Source organism: Halomonas sp. 113, from assembly GCF_904067645.1.
GTDB lineage: Bacteria > Pseudomonadota > Gammaproteobacteria > Pseudomonadales > Halomonadaceae > Vreelandella > Vreelandella titanicae.
On record NZ_LR881453.1, the window covers coordinates 1,365,547 to 1,385,034 of the forward strand.

Below are 19,488 nucleotides of genomic sequence, written 5' to 3' on the forward strand. Positions count from 1 at the left end.
CGCATACCAAGGAGATTTTATGACCAGCCAGCTGCAACAGTTAAAGCAACATTCGCTTGTCGTCGCCGACACCGGTGATCTTGAGGCTATTCGCCGCTATCAGCCGCAGGATGCCACCACTAACCCGTCACTGCTGCTCAAGGCGTTTAGTCTGTCCGGTTATCAAGCGCTGATCGACGAAGAGCTGAGCAATGTAAAAGCCTCGGTTGGCAGCCGTGAAGAGCAGGTCAAGCATGCCGTTGACCGCTTGGCGGTGGCCATGGGCAGTGAAATTTCCGCCGTTGTACCGGGGCGTGTTTCCACCGAAGTGGCGGCCCGTTTGTCGTTTGATACCCAGGCCAGCATTGCCAAGGCCCACGAGTTAATCGAGCTGTACGATGCCCGTGGCGTGTCACGTGACCGCGTGCTGATCAAGCTGGCGTCTACCTGGGAAGGCATTCGCGCCGCCGAGGTGCTCGAACGCGAAGGTATTCAGTGCAACCTGACGCTGCTGTTCAGCGATGCCCAGGCCCAGGCCTGTTTCGATGCCGGGGTGTTTCTGATTTCACCCTTCGTAGGCCGCGTGACCGATTGGTACAAAAAAGAGACCGGCAACGACTACACGCCGGAAAACGACCCGGGCGTTAAGTTTGTTCAAGGCGTTTGCCAGCGTGCCAACCAGGGCGGCTACGACACCGTGGTAATGGGCGCAAGCTTCCGTAATACCGGGCAGGTACTTGCATTGGCAGGCTGCCCACGGCTGACCATTTCGCCTGCATTACTGGAAGAGCTGGATGCCACCGAAGGCAGCGTTGCTGCGCAAATCCAAGCGAGTGAGGGCAGTGGCAAACCTACCGAGCCATTGAACGAAGCCGCTTTCCGCTGGGGCCACAATCAAGATGCCATGGCCAACGACAAGCTGGCCGATGGCATCCGCCGCTTCCACGACGACCAGCTTGAGTTAGAGAGCCTGATCGATAAGCGGTTAGGCTGAAATATAAGCTAGCCCATAGCTTAAGCGCGTCGGGGTTAAGGGCCCCTAACCCCGACGCCGTTATACATTCGGGTACAGGGAGAAAGCCTTATGGATGCCACCCTGAGCCAACTGTTGGAATCTATCGAATTAACCCCCGCTGGCGATTTGCAGTCGCTCAGTGGGGGTGACATTGCTGCTGTATACCGCCTGGAGACCCGTCAGGGGCAGGTGGTGATTAAACACGACGATACGGCGCGGCTGCGTGGCGAAGCCGAAGGGCTGCGTGCGTTGCGTGGCGCCTGTTCATCGCTGGTAGTGCCAGAGGTGTTAGGTTTGGCAGAAGGCTGGCTGATCATTGAGTCATTGGACACCGTGCCCGCTGGGCAGAAGAGCGAAGCAGCGCTTGGTGAAGGGCTGCGCGGTTTGCACAGCGTGATTGGCGATGTCCACGGCTGGCATCAGGATAACGCTTGTGGGCGCACACCCCAGCCGAATGCCCCGCTCAGCGATGGTCGAGCTTTCCAGCGCGAGCGCCGCTTGCTCCCTCTGTGTGAGGCGTGCCACCAGCGTGGGCTATTGGACAGCGAGCTGCGTGGCCGTATCGAACGCTTGGCCCACGATTTGGAGCGCTGGCTGCCCGGTGCACCGCCCAGCTTGCTGCACGGTGATTTGTGGTCAGGGAATGTACTCTTCACTACAAAAGGGCCGGCGATCATCGATCCGGCAGTGTATCGCCACTACCCGGAAGTGGACGTGGCGATGCTGACGCTATTTGGCTCGCCGGGAGAGGCATTTTTTGACGCCTACTGGAACGGCGACGCCCCGACCAGTTGGCCGAGGCGTGAAGCTCTGTTTCAGCTTTACCCACTGTTGAATCATCTGGTGCTGTTCGGTGCCGGCTATCGTTCTGCGGTTGAACGCTGCGTGGCGAGGCTTGAGTCCTTCGCCTGACTTACCAGGACCTATGTGTTACCAGGATTTAGGTTTTACCAAGATTTATAGGGCAAAAACTTACCATTCAAAGTTAATAGTACCCGGTCGCCTTTGGGGTCTTCGATTTTGTCGACCTCCATGGTGAAATCGATGGCGCTCATAATGCCGTCGCCAAATTTCTCCTGCACCACGTCTTTTAGGGTCTCACCGTACACACCGACGACTTCATAGAGGCGGTAGATAAATGGATCCTGGGGGATCGCTTCATCCCAGGCTTTAGTGGGAAAGGCCACTAAAGCCTCTGCCGCATCGCGCTCCACGCCAAGGGTGTCACACAGCTTAGCGGCAACCTCTTGGCTGGCGCTGTTCATGCCGTAGCAGGCGGAAGCCACCCATACCGGCGACATGCCGACCGCTTTGCCAATATCTTCCCAGCTCATTTTTTTACGCGCTTTGGCGGCGAGCAGGGTGTGACGCATTTCGAGTTTATCCATTAGGGTTTCTCCTATAAAGGGGGCTTTGGCCTATTAGGCTGTGATCAAGACAGCACCTTTTTGGGCTGAGTACGCACGTGGGTGGTATAGAGAACCAAGCCAACCAGGGTTAGGCCGCCTACCAGATTACCCAGTACCGTGGGGATTTCGTTCCACATAATGTATTGATACAGCGTGAAGTCAGCGCCCAGCATGAGGCCAATCGGGAACAGAAACATGTTGACCACTGAGTGCTCAAAACCAAGGTAGAAGAAGACAATAATCGGCATCCACATGGCCATGATTTTGCCGGAAACCGTTGTGGAGATGGCCGCGCCCACCACGCCCATAGAGACCATCCAGTTGCAGAACATACCTCTCAGAAAGAGCACAATCCAACCGGCAAGCCCCGCCTCCTGATAACCCACTGTGCGGCTTTCACCAACGGCCATCATCGTTTGGCCGACAGCGTTGATCTCCTCTGTGCCGCCCATGGTGAAATTCAGGTAGCCGAAGGTGGCGATAAATAGGGCGCCCCCAAGGTTGCCAAGCCCTACCAGAGCCCAGCACTTCAGCATGCGCGGCAGTGTCACTCCGGGTCTTTTGTCGAGCCATGCAATTGGCACCAGCATAAAAACCCCGGTGAGCAGGTCATAGCCCATCAGGTAGAGCATCACAAAGCCCACGGGGAAGAGCAGTGCCCCAATCAAAAAGTGGCCGGTTTGCGTCGCGATGGTGATGGCAAAAATAACCGCCAACGCCAGGGTCGCTCCCGCCATAAAGGCGCGGATAAGCGTATCCCGGGTGCCCATATAGACTTTTGACTCACCCTGATCCACCAACTTGGTGACAAATTCACTGGGCATTAGATAAGACATAAATATGTCTCCTGTGTCATTTCGGTTAATTAACGCCTAACCCAAGAGTTTTAGTGTTTCCTGATAGGAGCAATAAATAGGAGCAATAAAACCGATGGCTGCGCCGTCCTGGTGCAAAAGAGATTAAGCGTGTGGCGCTATCGCACTATCCACCCATCCAGTGCTATTTGTGTGCCAACTCGCGCATATGATTTCTAATATTTTGTTTTGAATGGATTAATTTATTTTTTAGAGGATGTTTTTGGAGCGTTTAAGGTGTTACGAAATATCGTAAATTACGATATTTCGTTGTTTTAGTGACGAAATGTCGTAACTGGCGCGGTAATTGAATGGTGATGGAGCAACTCATTTGAGACCGACACTAATGGATGAGCCTGAACGTCATCATGTTTTTGCTTTGATGGGTGGCTTTTCGCCTCTGGCGATGATGTTGGTCGATCCGTTTGCCGACCAACTGCTCGCTGCGAATCATGCCGCTTGCGCGATGCTCAATATTGATGAAGCAATGCCTTTGGAGGCACCGTTTAGCCATCGGTTGGGTGCTTCGCTGCCACTGTGGGTGAGCTTCACCGATGAAGCGCTAACACACAAAGCGGCCTGGTCGGATGATCTGGTGATGTTAGATATGCTGCGCCAGCCGTATCGAGTTGAGGTTTATGCTCAGCGTATCGACGACTCTGCACAGCTGTTACTGACGCTGATAGACCGCAATAAAGCTGAGCAGCGGCGAGCAAAAGCGGAATTAGGCCGCCAGCACCGCCAGGGTGAAGTGGGTTGGCAGCGGGTCGAGCAGATATTCGAGCGGATTGAAAAGCAGAACCAACTAATTCTTGGCGCAGCGGGCGAGGGGATTTACGGGCTGGATGCCGAAGGCAAAACAACCTTCGTTAATCCTGCCGCCGAGCGAATTCTGGGCTGGAGTACCGAGGATATGGTGGGCCACGACGCTCACCTGATGTTCCACCACACCCACGTCGATGGCAGCCACTTCCCGGTGCAGCAGTGCCCTATTCACGCCTCGTTTAGCGACGGCCAGGTGCATCACGTCGATAACGAGGTGTTCTGGCACAAAAATGGTGAGGCGATTCCCGTTGAGTACACGAGTACACCGATTTTTGAAATGGGGCGTTTGGTCGGCGCGGTGGTGCTGTTTCGTGATATTCGTGAGCGCAAGCGCGCTGAGCAGCAGTTGCGTGATGCCCTTGCTGAGGTGGAGTCACTCAAGCAGCGCCTCGAACTGGAAAATGAGTACCTCCAGGAAGAGATAAAAGCGGAGCTAAACCATCGCGATATTGTCGGCAATAGTCCGGCAGTGGCCAAGCTGATTCAGCAGATTGAGCTGGTTGCGCCCACCAGCGCCAACGTGTTGATTAGCGGCGAGTCGGGCACCGGTAAAGAGCTGATTGCCCGCGCCATCCATGCGGGGAGTACACGCAGTGATCGACCGCTGATCCGCGTGAACTGTGCGGCTATTCCCCGCGATCTGTTTGAGAGCGAGTTTTTTGGCCATGTAAAAGGGGCCTTTACCGGCGCGGTGCAGGATCGCCCAGGGCGTTTTGAGCTTGCCCACGGCGGCACGTTATTTTTGGATGAAGTCGGTGAAATCCCCCTGGAGCTGCAGAGTAAGCTGTTGCGGGTGCTACAGGATCAGCAGTTTGAGCGCGTAGGCGATAACCGTACCCGCGAAGTGGATGTGCGGGTGATTGCCGCCACCAATCGCGAACTGCGCGACATGATCGATGCGGGCCACTTTCGCGAAGACCTCTATTTTCGACTCAATGTGTTTCCTATTGACTCGGTACCGCTGCGCAAGCGGATTGAGGATGTGCCGCTATTGGCGCGGCACTTTTTACAGCGTGCCTGCCTGAAATTTAATAAGCCGGGAGTGCGCATTCCCCCCGCCCAGTTGGAGATTCTGCAGCGCTACCCATGGCCAGGCAACATTCGTGAACTGGAAAACATCATCGAGCGCCAAGTCATCGTGACCCAGGATCGACGCTTAATGTTTGATGACCTGCTGTCGGGAGAGCCGTCGCGCTCGATGGGCCGTGCTCAACCAATGCCGACGTTGCTCCACACCAGCGGAGAGCAAAGTAAAGCAACGCTGCTGACTGAGCAGGCGCTGAGCCAACGTCGGCGGGCGAGCACGATTGCCGCTCTGGAACAGGCGAGAGGTAAAATTTCTGGGGCCGGGGGGGCGGCAGAACTGCTTGGTATTAAACCCACTACGCTGACCTCGCGGCTAACTAAATGGGGTATCGATGCGCGGGGATTTCGTAAAAGAGCGCCGCATTAATCGCCAAACCACCATGCTTTGGACTAAGGTAAGTTGGATGCGACTTGACAACAGGCTGCACACATATTTATAGATTGTTCAAGGCTAGCATACATACATGAATGTAACTATAATGCTCATCTTTCTGAATGTCTTAACGTGCGAGTGGCTTAATTTTCTGCAGGACAAGCAGGCTGAGAGACTAAGCGCGTTTACCATCTGACGCTGATACCTAGAGGCAATCCCATGCGACTGGCACACTGGGCAGTCAATGCCCCTTTACGACCCCTACTGTTAGCGGTATTCACCGCTTCTTTTGTATTGCCTGCTCAAGCTGCTGATCTCATCACGATTACCCGTGATGCGTTAGACAACAACGCTGAGCTTGCTTCGGCGCGCTCGGAGTATTTGGGTGTTGAAGCAGGCAGAGACGTTGCCCGCGGTGGGTTACTCCCCCAAATTAACGCCTCGGGCACCGTGGCGCACAACGAGCAGTATGAAAGCCAGGGTTCATCCCGAGCGGGAACAGGGGCTGGAACGGGTAATGTGAGCGCCGGTGATGACCGTTACAACACCGTAGCGCTCACCCTTGAAGCCACCCAAGCGCTTTATGATGAGGTCACGCGCCGCCAAGTCACTCAGGCCGAGCGGCAGATTGACCAGCAGGTATACCTGCTGGCAGCTACCGAACAGCAGCTATTAATTGACGTGGCCAGCGCCTATTTTGATATTTTGCGGGCTTATGAAGTACTCGAAGCGCGTTTTGCCCAAGAGCGAGCCATTGGCCGTCAGCTTGAACAGGCCGGTGAGCAGTTTGAGGTCGGTTTGATTGCGATTACCGAAGTCGAAGAGGCCCGGGCTACCTTTGACCAGTCCCGTGCTGATCGCATTGCCGCAGAGAGCAACCTGCAGGTGGCATTTGAGGCACTGGAGCAGCTGACCGGCCAGCGCTACGCCAGTATTGAAGCGTTGGGCGACAGTATGCCAGTCGCCCTCCCTGAACCCAGCAACCGGGACTACTGGGTAGAGCAAGCCATTGAGCGCAATCCTCAGGTATTGGCGCAACAGGCGGGGATTGAAGTATCACGCAGCGGTGTGGAAATTGCCCGCGCGGGACGATTGCCCACCCTTTCAGCTTTTGGCAACTATCAGTATGGCGACAGTGATATTGATAACACCACCGGGAATGACTCCTCTAGCCAGGTGGGCATACGCGCTAATTTACCCATCTACACCGGCGGCAGTACCAGCGCCAGCATCCGCCAGGGGACTTATCAACTTGAAAGCAGCCAGTATGATTTCGAGTCCCAGCGTCGTTCGTCGATCCAGCAGGTGCGCTCGCTGTATACCCAAGTCAGCAACGATGTGGAAACCATCGAGGCCCGTGAGCAGGCGATCGTCTCTAACCGCAGCGCGCTGGAAGCAACCCGCGCTGGCTACGAGGTTGGCACCCGTAACATCGTGGATGTTTTGAACGCTGAGCAGAATTTGTATAACGCCATCGCCAACTACGCCGAGGCTCGCTACGACTACGTAGTGAATTTGCTCACGCTTCGTCAGCAGGCCGGGCGCCTGGACGTGGACGCCATTGAAGAAGTCAATGCATGGTTAACCGGCGATGAGGTGAATTTCACCTTGCCAGAGAGCGGTGGCAACGACCGCTATGAGTCTGCGCTCAACATCGGTGCACCGCCCCAGCCTGGCATGTAATTGTTTGTCGGTTGGAAGTGATTCAGGTGCGCACGTGCTATTGGTCACCTTAAAAAAGATATATGGGAACTTAACGTATGAAGAAGTTGATTCACTCACGCCGAGCGAGTCTGGTGACGCTGGTAGCTGCGCTGGCACTTTCAGCCTGCGGTCAAGAACAAGCCGAGGCACCTCAACAGGGTGCCCAGCAAGAGGCACCTCCCCATAAGGTCGAAGTGGCCGAAATGGCGCGTCAGGATATACCGCTGGATAAGTCGTACCCCTCGCTGTTACGCAGTGATGATGAAGTCACATTGGTTGCCCGTGTCAATGGGTTTCTGGAGGAGCGTCACTTTGAACCCGGCCAGTTGGTGGAGGAAGGAGATCGTCTTTACACCATCGAGCCCGATCTTTACCAGGCCACGGTCAATCAGCGTGAAGCCGATTTACAGAGCGCTCGTGCCGAGCTTGCCCGCGCCCAGCGTGATGCCCAGCGTTTCGAGCAGTTATTAAGCCAAAACTCGGTGAGTCGCCAGCAGTATGATCAGGCGTTGGCCGACCAACGAGTAGCCCAGGCGAGCGTCGCCCAAGCAGAAGCCGCCTTGACCAGTGCCAACCTGGATTTAGGCTATTCCCAGGTGACGGCTCCTGTCTCAGGCATGATCGGCTTGAGCCAAGTTAACGTGGGCAATTTGGTGACCTCGGGTACAGAACTGGCGACGATCACCCCGCTGGATCCGCTGGAAGTTCGTTTCCAACTGCCTCAGCGGGATGCCTTTGAGCTACGTCGTCAGTTGAGTGACGGCGGTGATACGTCGGATATTCGCGCACGATTGAGCATTCCTGGCGTGAGTGGCGGCAGCGATTCCGAATTAGAAGGGCATTTGGACTTCCTGGGCTCACGAGTCGATAGCGGCACCAGTACCGTGCAGGCATCCGCAACCTTCGAAAATCCTGAGGCGACCGTACTGCCCGGCCAATTTGTACGTGTACGCATCGAGGGTCTGAAGCGTTTTGATGTGATGGCAGTCCCGGAAATTGCCGTTACCCAAGGGTTGATGGGCCCGCAGGTGTTTGTCCTGGATGATGACAACAAGGCCCGAGAAAGGACTGTTTCATTGGGCGAAGTGGCTGGCCCATGGCAGTTGATTCGTGAGGGGCTTGAGCCGGGAGATCGTGTAGTGGTCGGCGACCCCGCTGGTTTAGAGCCGGGTATGGTGATTGATCCTCAGCCGTTTGCTGGTAACGCTGAGGACATCGTTGAAGATGTGGAGCAAGAAGAGGCCCAACAGCAGTCTGAAGCGGCAGAGACAATGGAAGAGGGGGCAGGTGATGGCCAGCCCGCTGAAGGGGAAGAGGGTGCGCAATAATGAACTTCTCTAACTTCTTCATCAGCCGCCCGATATTTGCCACGGTATTGGCGATTATCGTGACGTTGGTGGGCGTGATGTCCATGCGTATTCTACCGATTGAGCAGTATCCCAGCGTGGTGCCGCCGACGGTATCGGTGCAAGCGCAGTTCCCTGGGGCGGACGCTGAAACCGTTGCGCAAACGGTGGCGGCTCCCATCGCCGAAGCCATTAACGGCGTTGAGAACATGCTTTATATGACCTCCAACAGCGCCGATAACGGCCTCATGAGCTTGAGCGTGGCGTTTGACATCGGCACCGACGGCGACATTAACACCATCAACGTCAACAACCGGGTTCAGGGAGCGCTTTCCCAGTTACCTGAGGCCGTGCAGTCACAAGGTGTCACCGTAGAGCTGCGCTCTGACTCGATTTTGATGTTTATCGCGTTGACCTCTCCTGATGGCGACTACGACAACATCTATATGCAGAACTACGCCACCCTTAACGTGCTTGATGAACTGCGCCAGGTGCCGGGTGTGGGTAATGCCGAGGTGTTGGGCGGCGGCGAGTTTGCCATGCGTATTTGGATGGATCCGGATAAGTTGGCCCAGTACGACCTGACGCCCAGTGAAGTGGCCAGCGCGATTAGGGCACAAAATACTGAAGTGCCTGCGGGCAATTTGGCATCGACGCCGCAAAGTGAGCCGCGTGCGTACACCTATACGATTACCGCTGGCGGCCGCCTTAATAATGTCGACGACTTCCGTAATATTTACCTACGCACCAATAACGACGGCTCTTCGCTACACTTGGAAGACGTCGCGCGTATTGAACTTGGGGCATCTTTTTACGGGGTTGATGCGCGTTTGAACGGCTCAACCATGACGCCGATTATTATTAACCAGCAGCCCGGTGCTAACGCGCTGGAAACTGCGCAGGGTGTGCGGGATACGATGGAGGAACTGGCCGGTCGCTTCCCGCCCGGGCTTGAATATGTTGCCCCTTATGATACGACCCTGTTTATTGATGCCTCCGTGGAAACGGTGCTCCACACCTTTATTGAAGCCTTTCTGATCGTTATCGTCATTCTGTTTATTTTCCTGCAGAACTGGCGTTTCACTGTGATTGCCATGTCGGTGGTGCCGGTTGCGGTCGTGGGCACCTTTGCAGGCTTCTACATGTTTGGTTTTTCGATCAACTTGCTGACGCTATTCGCCTTGGTGCTATCGATAGGGATAGTGGTCGACGATGCCATTCTTGTAGTGGAAAACGTCGAGCGCGTGCTGAGTGAAGAGGACGATATCAGTGTACGCGACGCGACTATTCGGGCGATGAAAGAAGTCGGCGGGCCGGTGATTGCGACCTCGTTGATCATGGCGGCCGTGTTTGTACCTGTGGCTTTCCTGGGCGGCTTTACCGGGCAGATTTACCAGCAGTTTGCAATTACCGTGGCGATCTCGGTGGCCATTTCGGCGTTAATGGCGCTAACCTTTACCCCTGCTCTGTCAGCGATTTTTATCAAGCACAAAATCGCCGGTGCCGGGCAGTCCAAATTCAAGCGCGCACTAAATACACCGCTACGCCTGTTTGACCGACTGTTTGCGGGGATCACCGCTGCCTATATGTGGGTCGTAAAAGGCTTGGTACGGTTTTGGGTATTGGCATTAGCGCTCACGGTAGCGACAGGGGTTGGTTCCTACTGGCTCTACGCCAATACGCCTTCAACACTGGTGCCGGAAACCGACCAGGGGGTTGTGCTGGTCAGCGTGTCGCTTCCTGACGCCGCGTCGCTGGATCGCACCCAGCGCTATATGTCAAAACTCAGTGCAGCGATTGAAGATATTCCCGGTGTGGAATATTCCTCCGCGGTGGCGGGCTATGACATTTTGTCGAGTTCCGTGAATACCGCTCGGGGGGTAATGTTTATCAATCTAAGCCCTTGGTCTGAGCGTGATTTGACTGCCACCGAACTTGTAGGGCGCATTATGGGGTTGGGCGCCAGTATTGATGGTGGTTCCGCGATGGCCTTTAACTTGCCACCTATCATGGGGCTTTCGACCACCGGTGGGTTTACCGGCTACTTGCAGTCCTTTGATGGTGCATCGGCACGTGAGCTGTATGAAGCATCGCTGCAAATCATGCAGAAAGCTAACCAGCATCCTGCCTTGAACCGGGTATTTACAACGTTCAACGTCAATGTCCCGTCTTATCGTGCCAACATTGATCAGCAAAAAGCATTAAGTTACGGCGTGGCGCTGGAGAACATTAACTCGGCCCTGGGTAATACCTTTGGTAACGGCTTTGTGAACTACTTCAGCTATCAAAACCGTAATTTTCAGGTCTATCTACAAAACGAAGATGAATTCCGTAAGACGCCGGAAGACGTCAGCAGCGTTTACGTGCGTGGCGGAAATGGTGAACGTATTCCGCTCTCTGAGTTTGTCGAGCTTGAGCGCCAAACCGGTCCGTCGGTAGTATCCCGTTTCGGCGTTTATGCCGGTGCAATGTTCCAGGGTGAGCCAGCTGCTGGTTATAGCTCAGCTCAGGCGATCGAAGCAATGAACGAAGTCGTGGAGGAAGCGCTGGGCAGCAACTGGGGCATGGGCTGGACGGGTACCGCATACCAAGAGTCCAATATGGGCAGCGCCGCGACGCTAGCGATTGTCTTCGGCCTATTGATGGTCTTCCTGATCCTGGCGGCTCAGTATGAGAGTTGGTCTTTACCGCTAGCGGTATTGACTGCAACGCCTTTTGCTTTCCTGGGGGGTATTGGGGGTATCGCGTTGCGCGGGCTGGACACCAGTGTGTATGTGCAGATCGGCATGTTGGTGGTGGTCGGGCTTGCGGCGAAGAATGCCATCCTGATTGTTGAATTCGCCGAACTGCAGCGTAAGGAGCAGGGAAAATCAATCCGTGAAGCGGCGATTACAGCAGCAGAGCTGCGCTTTCGCCCCATCGTGATGACCTCCCTGGCATTTATCTTTGGTACCTTACCGCTCGCATTGGCGACCGGTGCCAGCGATGTGAGCAGTCATCACATTGGTACCACGGTCGCCATGGGTATGTTCTCAGTTGCCACTTTGGGCAGCCTGTTTATTCCCAGCTTCTACGCCATGATTGCAACCGTTTCTGATTGGCTAGGTCGCAAGATGAAAGGGAATAGGCATGATAGCTCACAGTCGGCACTTGAGCATGACAAAGCCTAGTCCTTAGCGATTAACCACCATCAAGAACAGGCGGGTGCTATCTTCGGATGGCACCCGCTTTTTATTGCGGTCACGATAATCAAGCTAGCTGACTAAGATCAAGGTAGAGGTGGCGCCCAAAAGCTAATCTGGACTAAGCTGGAAGTAACAATACATCACCGGCTAAGTACCGGGGGAGGCGCCATCATGAACGATCTACTGCACGCTGCTACGCAGTTTCCGACCATCGTCTTTACGTTGCTACTCGGGTTGTTGGCTCTTTACTGGCTGTTAGTGATTATCCGTTTAGCCCCTCTGGAGCTGTTTGAACGCGATAGCCTCAAAGAAGACCATCTCGCCAGCACGCTGGTTTCTCTAGGCTTCGCTGGGGTTCCCGCGACGCTGGCCTTGACGGTGATTCTGACCATTGCAGCAGTGCTTACATTGGCGATCGAACTACTGGTATTGCGGTGGCTACCGCTTGGCTTGATACGTATACCGGTAGGGGTGCTGGTGCTATGGGCTACGCTGGTGGTTGCTTCGCCTTTGGCGGCGATGCTCTGCCAGGCCTTGCACCGTGGGCTGCACCGTTATCGCCCCTTCACGCGCCGCTGTTTACTGGGGCAAACGGTGGTGGTGACTGAGCGCGAAGGTACTGGTGGGCAGGCGTTTGCAGTCATTGATAATGAGCCCAATAGCAGGGTCAAACTGCTGAGCAAGCACGATGCCCTACCTGTACAGGGGGAGCGCCGAGTGCTGGTGAAGTACTTACCTGAAGAGGGCGCCTATCGCAGCGTCTCTGAGAAGGCGTATCTCGAAACGCGAGTTCGTTTGAATAGACTGCGGCTAAACCAGAAAAATCGCCACTCAACCCATTACTCCACCTCCCACTAATACGACGTTCTATCTGAAGGGCGTCACCGGGAAGCCTAAATGCTAGGCATCCCGGTTATTTCCAACGCCGCCACTGCTGTGTCAGCCACTGCACTGCACGCTGCCAGACAGTGGCGTTTTGCGTCTTATCAACGGAGGTAGGACGAGGTGCGGGGCGGTTTAAAAAGTCGTGAATGGGGTCTACCTGTGCTGGTTTATCCAGCATGGGCGCATGACCACAGTCAGGCACTGTAAGCGTCACAAGCTTAGGCTGTGCTTCGGTCATCCGCGGTAGTGTTTCCGGGTCTAAAAGTGTGGACTCCTCACCGCGTATCACCATCGTCGGGCAGCGAATGTTCGCCCAGTCTGCCCACATGTCGCGCGGCGTATCGTGTACAAACTGCTCGCCGATGCGCGGATCAAAGTGATACGTCCAACTACCATCCGGTAACCGACGGGCACTGTTGAGCGCTAGTTCGCGCCATGCGGATTCACCGGTAATACCGAAACTAGCGTAGTGCTGATTGAGCTCTTGTTGGAGTTCGCTGAAGTTAGAGAAGCGGTGGGTAACGCCAAAATAGCTGGAGAGACCAATAAGACCCTGCGTGTTCAGCTCGGGGCCCACATCGTTAAGAATCAGCCGGGAAATACGCCCACTGTGTTGTGGGTCAGCGGCGATCAACATACCTAGCAGGCCACCCATCGAGGTGCCCAGCCAATCGATGTAATCGAGTTCAAAGTGGTCAAGCAGTGCGATTGCTACTGTCACGTAATGGCTATAAAGGTAGTCGTGAGCAGGGAAAAGCGACCAGCTTGATAAGCCGCGGCCCGGGGTGTCTGGGGCGATAATCCGCCATTCACTGCCGAGTTCCCGCGCCAGCGCGCTAAAGTCGCCACCGTGACGAGCAAAGCCATGCCAGGCGATCAAAGTGCGGGGGGCAGTAGGGTTCCAAATGCGTACGGCGACTTCTAATTCGCGTATGCGAACAAACTCCAAGGCATCCATAGGGTACTCACACGGCTAGAACAGTGGGGCCAGTATAAGCATACTTGCTGCATTGCAGCGAGAGTGGGTGCAATGTTTAACGCTGCATCATGCGAATAGAGGTATCAATCAGCTCGCCACCGCGTTCCCGAATCGAAAAAGCTCCGGGGTTACGTAGCCAGTCGTGGAACAGGCCTCCCAGCATGGACTGCATCAAGCGCGTTGCAATTTCGGGGCTAAGGTCTTCGCGCAACAATTGTTGCTGCTCAGCGAGCACAAAGACATTCAGCATCTCTTCAAAACACTCGTTGCCGATCTGCTCCTGCATGTCGAGCGGGTTAATATCGCTGAAGAACTCGCAGCGATGCAGCAGGATGGAGAGTATTCGCTGATAAGAAGGTTGCTCAAGGCGCACTAAACCCGCATGGCAGGCTAGTCGTATAGACTCCAATGGTGATAATTCGGCGTCGGCTTTGTCGACCTCATCCATCAGCGATTGGAAGGGCATACGCACCTGTTCAACCAGCGCCATGAACAGGTCGCCTTTGTTTTTAAAGTGCCAATAAACGGCGCCGCGAGTAAGGCCTGCATGGCGAGCAATTTGCTCTAAGGAGGTGCGCGCCACGCCCTTGGCAAAAAATACCTCTTCAGCAGCTTCAAGCAGTGCTTCTCGTGTAGCAGCCGCTTCTGCTTTGGTCTTTCTTGCCATGGAAATGCAACCTCATTATCGACACAGTATGGTCATATTTTAACCTAAGAGGGAGAACATTTACATTCAAAACTGTATGGTTAAATGAGCCATCTCATAACGTGGGTTAACAAATTCGTCGTTTCACGACTGAAAGCGTATAAACAGGCAATGAAACAGGCCCTAATGTCGTGAGCAAAACGAATTAAAAAACAGGACAGAAAGCATGGCGCGAGCTCCTTTTCAGCTGGGCGAACATACCATTATGCCCGGCCAACGCTTACAAGTTGATGTGCCGGTGGCGCGCTTATATACCCATACGCCCCTGCATATTCCTGTCGAAGTCGTTCATGGCCGTAAGGATGGACCAGTGCTGTTGGTATGTGGTGGCATTCACGGCGATGAAATCAACGGCGTGGAGATTGTCCGCCGGGTACTGCGCGCGAAAGCGATTAGTAGTATCCGCGGTACCTTGATCGCTGTGCCGGTTGTAAACGTACTTGGTTTCTTGCAGCAAACCCGCTATTTGCCTGATCGGCGTGATCTAAATCGCTGTTTTCCAGGCAGCGAGTCGGGGTCACTTGGCGGCCGTATTGCAAATCTGTTTCGCGAACAAATCGTAGATCACGCTACCCATATTATTGACCTACATACCGGTGCAATCCACCGCACTAATCTGCCGCAAATTCGTGCCCAGCTCCGTCCTGGAAGCGAAACCGAGCGTATGGCCGATGCTTTCGGTGCGCCCGTAGTGCTAAATGCGGAACTGCGTGAAGGTAGCCTGCGCCACTACGCTCAGAACCGCGGGATTCCAGTGCTGACCTATGAAGCCGGCGAGGCGCTGCGTTTTGACGAGTGGGCGATTGCCCCAGGGGTTCGCGGTGTGCTGCGAGTCATGCGCCGACTAGGCATGCTGACCGGCGAACAACGCCGCCGCACGCCAGCACCCGCGGAGCTTGCCAAAGGGTCAAGCTGGGCTCGGGCACCTATCGACGGCATTTTGCGCCCCAAGGTGCGCCTAGGCGCCCGCGTTGCGAAAGGCGAGGTGCTGGGCAAAGTCGCTGACCCTTTTGGCAATGATGAAGGCGAAGTGCGTGCCGCTGCCGACGGTATTGTGATTGGCATGAGTCGCTTGCCGCTGGCCAATGAAGGAGAGGCGCTATTCCATATTGCCCGTTTTGATGAAATTGATGAGGCAGAAACGGCTATTGAGAGCTTTAACTCAAGCTTGGTGCCGCCACCTGATTCGTTTTATTAATCGTAGTTCATAACTCAACGCTATCGCTTCAATAGTTAAGGATTAGCTACTATAAATGGCAAGTCAGTAGCCATTTGACTATACCTAAGGACGGGCTTTGTTAGCGGCTACTCAAAATGATAACACCCAAAACAAATAGCTAAGCTTTCATCGGACTCGAACGAGTGGCGATCAAACGCCACGTCTACCGTGACATGGAGGAAAAGCGATGACGAGCGATAAACCTAATCACACCACGACAGATGCGGGTATACCGGTCACCAGTGACGAACACTCGCTTACCATAGGACCCAACGGCCCGATTCTGCTCAACGATCACTACTTGATTGAGCAGATGGCAAACTTTAACCGTGAACGTATTCCCGAGCGTCAGCCTCACGCCAAAGGTGGCGGCGGTTTTGGGCGCTTTGAAGTGACTCATGATGTCAGCAAGTACACCAAGGCAGCCGTGTTCCAGCCGGGCACGACCACTGAAACACTGATGCGCTTCTCAACCGTGGCCGGCGAACGGGGTAGCCCGGACACATGGCGTGACCCGCGCGGGTTCTCGATCAAGTTCTACACCACAGAAGGAAACTTCGACATGGTGGGGAACAATACACCGGTGTTCTTTATTCGCGACCCGATGAAGTTTCAGCACTTTATCCGCTCGCAAAAGCGCCGCGCAGATACCAATCTTCGTGACCATGATATGCAGTGGGATTTCTGGACGCTGTCGCCTGAATCGGCTCACCAAGTGGCTTGGCTGATGGGGGATCGGGGTATCCCGAAAACCTGGCGTCATATGAACGGCTATTCCAGCCATACTTATATGTGGATCAACGCAGAGGGTGAGCGGTTTTGGGTCAAGTACCATTTTAAAACCGACCAGGGAATCGATTTCCTCACCCAGGAAGAAGCGGACAAAATGGCTGGCGCAGACGCTGACTACCATACCCGCGACCTCTATCAAGCCCTTAAAAATGGCGATCACCCCAGCTGGACGCTGAAAGTGCAGATCATGCCGTTTGAAGAGGCGAAGACCTACCGTTATAACCCCTTCGATCTGACCAAAGTGTGGCCCCATGCGGACTACCCGATGATTGAAGTGGGTAAACTCATCTTGGATCGTAATCCCACGGATTATCACACCGAGATCGAGCAAGCGGCATTTGAGCCCAATAATATGGTACCAGGTACCGGTTTAAGCCCTGATAAAATGCTGCTGGCGCGTGGGTTCTCCTACGCCGATGCCCACCGCGCGCGGCTTGGCGTGAACTATAAGCAGATCCCGGTGAATTCGCCGAAGTCGCCGGTGCACAGCTACACTAAAGATGGCGCGATGCGGGTGCAAAATGTCACCGACCCGGTTTATGCACCCAACTCGAAAGGCGGCCCCTCTGCCGATGCTGAGCGCTACCCTATGGATAACACCTGGGAAGTGAGTGGTGACTTTGTGCGCACCGCCTACACCCTGCGCCGCGATGACGACGATTGGGGGCAGGCCCATACCCTGGTGCGTGAAGTGATGGATGACGCCCAGCGTGACCGTTTGGTGTCGAACGTTGTTGGTCATCTATCGGATGGTGTTACGGAGCCGGTGCTTCAGCGTGCGTTTGAGTATTGGCGCAATATTGACCAGGAAGTCGGCGACCGCATCGCTAAAAGCGTGAAAGGCGGCTAACGCGTGACTTTTTAAGCACACGGCGCGCCGTCCACACCTTCAACGCTTAAGCGGGAAGGGGGGCAGAAAGGGCGGCGGGCTGTGTGTCTTGAGCCTCTGGCTCACGCACTAAACTTAACGCTTCATCAAATAGGCGCAATCCTGCGCCTTCTTTATGGGCGTGTTCTGACAAATGACGCCGGAAGCGCCTGCCGCCGGGGCAACCCTGGAATAAACCCAGCAGGTGGCGGGTAATATGATTCAGCTTCGCGCCTTCATCCAAGCGCTGCTGAATATACGGCCGGAAAGCGTTCGCAGCATCCAAACGGCTCTCTGCCGGGCCTTGCTCACCAAACAACTGTTCATCGACACCAGCGAGCAGCCACGGGTTTTGATACGCCTCACGCCCCACCATCACGCTATCCACATGGGTAAGCTGCGCTTGGCACTCCGCCAGCGTTTTAATCCCGCCGTTAATGCCAATATGCAATTCAGGGCGGCTCTGCTTTAGACGGTGAACACGGGGGTAGTTAAGCGGCGGCACATCGCGGTTCTGTTTGGGCGACAAACCCTGCAGCCACGCCTTACGGGCGTGAACGGTAAACACCTCGCAGCCTGCGTCAGCAACGATAGCGATAAACCGCTCAAGATCAGCGTCCTCATCCTGGTCATCAATACCAATACGGCACTTCACCGTGACCGGAATAGACACCGCAGCCTGCATTGCCCGCACTGCCTCTGCCACCTTTTCGGGGTAGCCCATCAAGCACGCGCCAATCAGGTTGTTCTGCACGCGGTCACTCGGGCAGCCGACGTTCAGGTTCACCTCGTCATAGCCCCAGGCTTCGGCAATCGCTGCGCACTCAGTCAGCTCACCGGCGTCGCTGCCGCCTAACTGCAGTGCAAGCGGATGCTCCACCTCGTTATAGCCCAAAAAGCGCTCACGGGGCGTCCCGTGCAAAATCGCACCGGTAGTGACCATCTCGGTATACAGCAGCGCACGCTTGGTTAAGGTGCGTGCTAGCGCTCTGTAATCGCGGGTTGTCCAGTCCATCATGGGCGCGACGGAGAAAGTTCTATCCAGCTCCGGGCGGGCAATGCCAGACTTCATGCGGGTTTGCGCGGTTGTGTTATCATTCATAACTGTTCATATTTACAGTGGTTGAGCCACGTTTTTAGCTAATTGGTGTCACAAATTTGGCACTTCGTGGCACTTTCATTTGTCACATTTCGAGGCAGTAATGGCGACGATCGTGAAGCGTCCAAAAAGGGACGGCAGTTTCTCATATCTAGCGCGTATTCGCATTGCGCGTACTGGACAACCTGACTACTCAGAGTCCAAAACATTCCCTAAAAAGGCAATGGCCAGCGAGTGGGCGAAACGACGCGAGCTCGAACTGGCTGCACCAGGTGGTGTGCTGTCCGCGAAATGGAAGGGCGTCACCTTACATGATGCCATTGAACGTTACCTGCATGAATTTGCTGATGGAGCCGGGCGTAGTAAGCGAGCCACTATTGAGCAGCTTCGGCGCTTCCCGATCGCTCGCGTCAAAATTACTGAGCTCAGCAGTGAGCAGCTAATTAATCATGTACAGATGCGTCGGAGTAGTGGTGTGAAAGCGTCTACTGCATCGCTCGATATGACCTGGTTGGGAATTATCCTAAAAACAGCCGTGGCTGCCTGGCGTATGCCCGTCAATTTGAATGAATTTGAATCAGCTAAGTTGCTACTGACTAGCAAAGGGCTTATCAGCAGGCCAGCATCGCGGGATCGGCGGCCCACAGCCGATGAAATTGAGCGGCTAAGGGCTTACTTCGTTCGTTCTCAAAAGATCCGCCCGAGTGCGATTATTCCCATGGAAGACATCATGGATTTTGCGATCGCCTCAGCGCGCCGGCAGGAAGAAATTACCCGGCTCACCTGGGACGATTTGGATACAGAGGCGATGACTTGTTGGGTGCGTGATGCCAAGCACCCACGTCAGAAGTGGGGTAACCATAAGCGCTTTAAACTCACCCGTGAGGCGATGGCCATCATTCAGCGACAGCCGCGTAAACAGGCTGAACCGAGAATTTTCCCTTACGGGGCTAGGTCAATCAGTACTCGTTGGCGTGCGGCTACCGCGTCAAAGGGCATTGAGGATCTGCGTTTTCACGACCTGCGCCATGAGGCGACGTCTCGGTTGTTTGAAGCGGGGTATGAGATCGTGGAGGTGCAGCAATTCACACTCCACGAAAGTTGGGATATATTAAAGAGGTATACGCATCTGCGCCCTGAAAATATGCAATTGCGTTAAGTGTT

The 19,488-nt window shown here is 54.8% G+C and carries 15 protein-coding genes; 10 read left to right on the top strand and 5 right to left on the bottom strand.

Annotated elements, in window-relative coordinates; translation table 11 throughout:
* Positions 1–19 precede the first annotated feature (19 nt).
* Together tal and YERSI8AC_RS06515 are read left to right on the top strand one after the other, a co-directional pair.
* Complete coding sequence (gene tal / locus YERSI8AC_RS06510) at positions 20–973, top strand: transaldolase (RefSeq protein WP_159176354.1); 954 nt, start codon at positions 20–22, stop codon at positions 971–973.
* A gap of 90 nt (positions 974–1,063) precedes the next feature.
* The gene (locus YERSI8AC_RS06515) at positions 1,064–1,906 is read left to right on the top strand and encodes a fructosamine kinase family protein (RefSeq protein WP_159176355.1); all 843 of its coding nucleotides are present in this window, start codon (positions 1,064–1,066) and stop codon (positions 1,904–1,906) included.
* A 35-nt stretch (positions 1,907–1,941) separates the two neighbouring features.
* Here the strand turns inward: YERSI8AC_RS06515 and cynS are convergent, their stop codons facing one another.
* Together cynS and YERSI8AC_RS06525 are read right to left on the bottom strand one after the other, a co-directional pair.
* Complete coding sequence (gene cynS / locus YERSI8AC_RS06520; RefSeq protein ID WP_159176356.1) at positions 1,942–2,382, bottom strand: cyanase; 441 nt, start codon at positions 2,380–2,382, stop codon at positions 1,942–1,944.
* A 44-nt stretch (positions 2,383–2,426) separates the two neighbouring features.
* The gene (locus YERSI8AC_RS06525; RefSeq protein WP_009287282.1) at positions 2,427–3,239 is read right to left on the bottom strand and encodes a formate/nitrite transporter family protein; all 813 of its coding nucleotides are present in this window, start codon (positions 3,237–3,239) and stop codon (positions 2,427–2,429) included.
* Positions 3,240–3,603: 364 nt separating this feature from the next.
* On the opposite strand from YERSI8AC_RS06525, the gene YERSI8AC_RS06530 reads away from it, so the two are divergent.
* The 5 genes from YERSI8AC_RS06530 (at position 3,604) to YERSI8AC_RS06550 (ending at position 12,634) form a co-directional block, all read left to right on the top strand.
* A complete protein-coding gene (locus tag YERSI8AC_RS06530) occupies positions 3,604–5,535 on the top strand; it encodes a sigma 54-interacting transcriptional regulator (protein WP_159177909.1) in 1,932 nt (643 codons plus the stop codon).
* Positions 5,536–5,760: 225 nt separating this feature from the next.
* Positions 5,761–7,224 (top strand): TolC family outer membrane protein, encoded by a 1,464-nt coding sequence (locus YERSI8AC_RS06535; RefSeq protein WP_159176357.1) that lies wholly within the window; start codon positions 5,761–5,763, stop codon positions 7,222–7,224.
* Between the two features lie 77 nt (positions 7,225–7,301).
* Positions 7,302–8,573, top strand: coding sequence for an efflux RND transporter periplasmic adaptor subunit (locus YERSI8AC_RS06540; protein WP_159176358.1), 1,272 nt, complete (start codon positions 7,302–7,304; stop codon positions 8,571–8,573).
* A complete protein-coding gene (locus YERSI8AC_RS06545) occupies positions 8,573–11,761 on the top strand; it encodes an efflux RND transporter permease subunit (protein WP_027959768.1) in 3,189 nt (1,062 codons plus the stop codon). Before YERSI8AC_RS06540 ends, YERSI8AC_RS06545 begins: the two co-directional genes overlap by 1 nt.
* Positions 11,762–11,947: 186 nt before the next feature.
* Complete coding sequence (locus YERSI8AC_RS06550) at positions 11,948–12,634, top strand: hypothetical protein (protein WP_027959767.1); 687 nt, start codon at positions 11,948–11,950, stop codon at positions 12,632–12,634.
* Positions 12,635–12,689: 55 nt separating this feature from the next.
* Here the strand turns inward: YERSI8AC_RS06550 and YERSI8AC_RS06555 are convergent, their stop codons facing one another.
* Together YERSI8AC_RS06555 and YERSI8AC_RS06560 are read right to left on the bottom strand one after the other, a co-directional pair.
* A complete protein-coding gene (locus YERSI8AC_RS06555; RefSeq protein WP_027959766.1) occupies positions 12,690–13,619 on the bottom strand; it encodes an alpha/beta fold hydrolase in 930 nt (309 codons plus the stop codon).
* Positions 13,620–13,695: 76 nt separating this feature from the next.
* Positions 13,696–14,307, bottom strand: coding sequence for a TetR family transcriptional regulator (locus YERSI8AC_RS06560; protein WP_039859306.1), 612 nt, complete (start codon positions 14,305–14,307; stop codon positions 13,696–13,698).
* A gap of 205 nt (positions 14,308–14,512) precedes the next feature.
* Here YERSI8AC_RS06560 and YERSI8AC_RS06565 point away from each other — a divergent pair, with 205 nt between their 5' ends.
* Positions 14,513–15,544, top strand: a complete 1,032-nt coding sequence (locus YERSI8AC_RS06565; protein ID WP_009287287.1) for a succinylglutamate desuccinylase/aspartoacylase family protein — start codon at positions 14,513–14,515, stop codon at positions 15,542–15,544.
* A 208-nt stretch (positions 15,545–15,752) separates the two neighbouring features.
* Complete coding sequence (locus tag YERSI8AC_RS06570) at positions 15,753–17,207, top strand: catalase (protein ID WP_159176359.1); 1,455 nt, start codon at positions 15,753–15,755, stop codon at positions 17,205–17,207.
* 46 nt (positions 17,208–17,253) lie between these two features.
* Here YERSI8AC_RS06570 and dusA read toward each other — a convergent pair whose 3' ends face one another.
* Positions 17,254–18,327 (bottom strand): tRNA dihydrouridine(20/20a) synthase DusA, encoded by a 1,074-nt coding sequence (dusA, locus tag YERSI8AC_RS06575; protein ID WP_236557263.1) that lies wholly within the window; start codon positions 18,325–18,327, stop codon positions 17,254–17,256.
* Positions 18,328–18,439: 112 nt separating this feature from the next.
* On the opposite strand from dusA, the gene YERSI8AC_RS06580 reads away from it, so the two are divergent.
* Positions 18,440–19,483 carry a site-specific integrase gene (locus YERSI8AC_RS06580; RefSeq protein WP_159176360.1) on the top strand — a complete coding sequence of 348 codons (1,044 nt, stop codon included), beginning with the start codon at positions 18,440–18,442 and terminating at the stop codon, positions 19,481–19,483.
* Positions 19,484–19,488 lie beyond the last annotated feature (5 nt).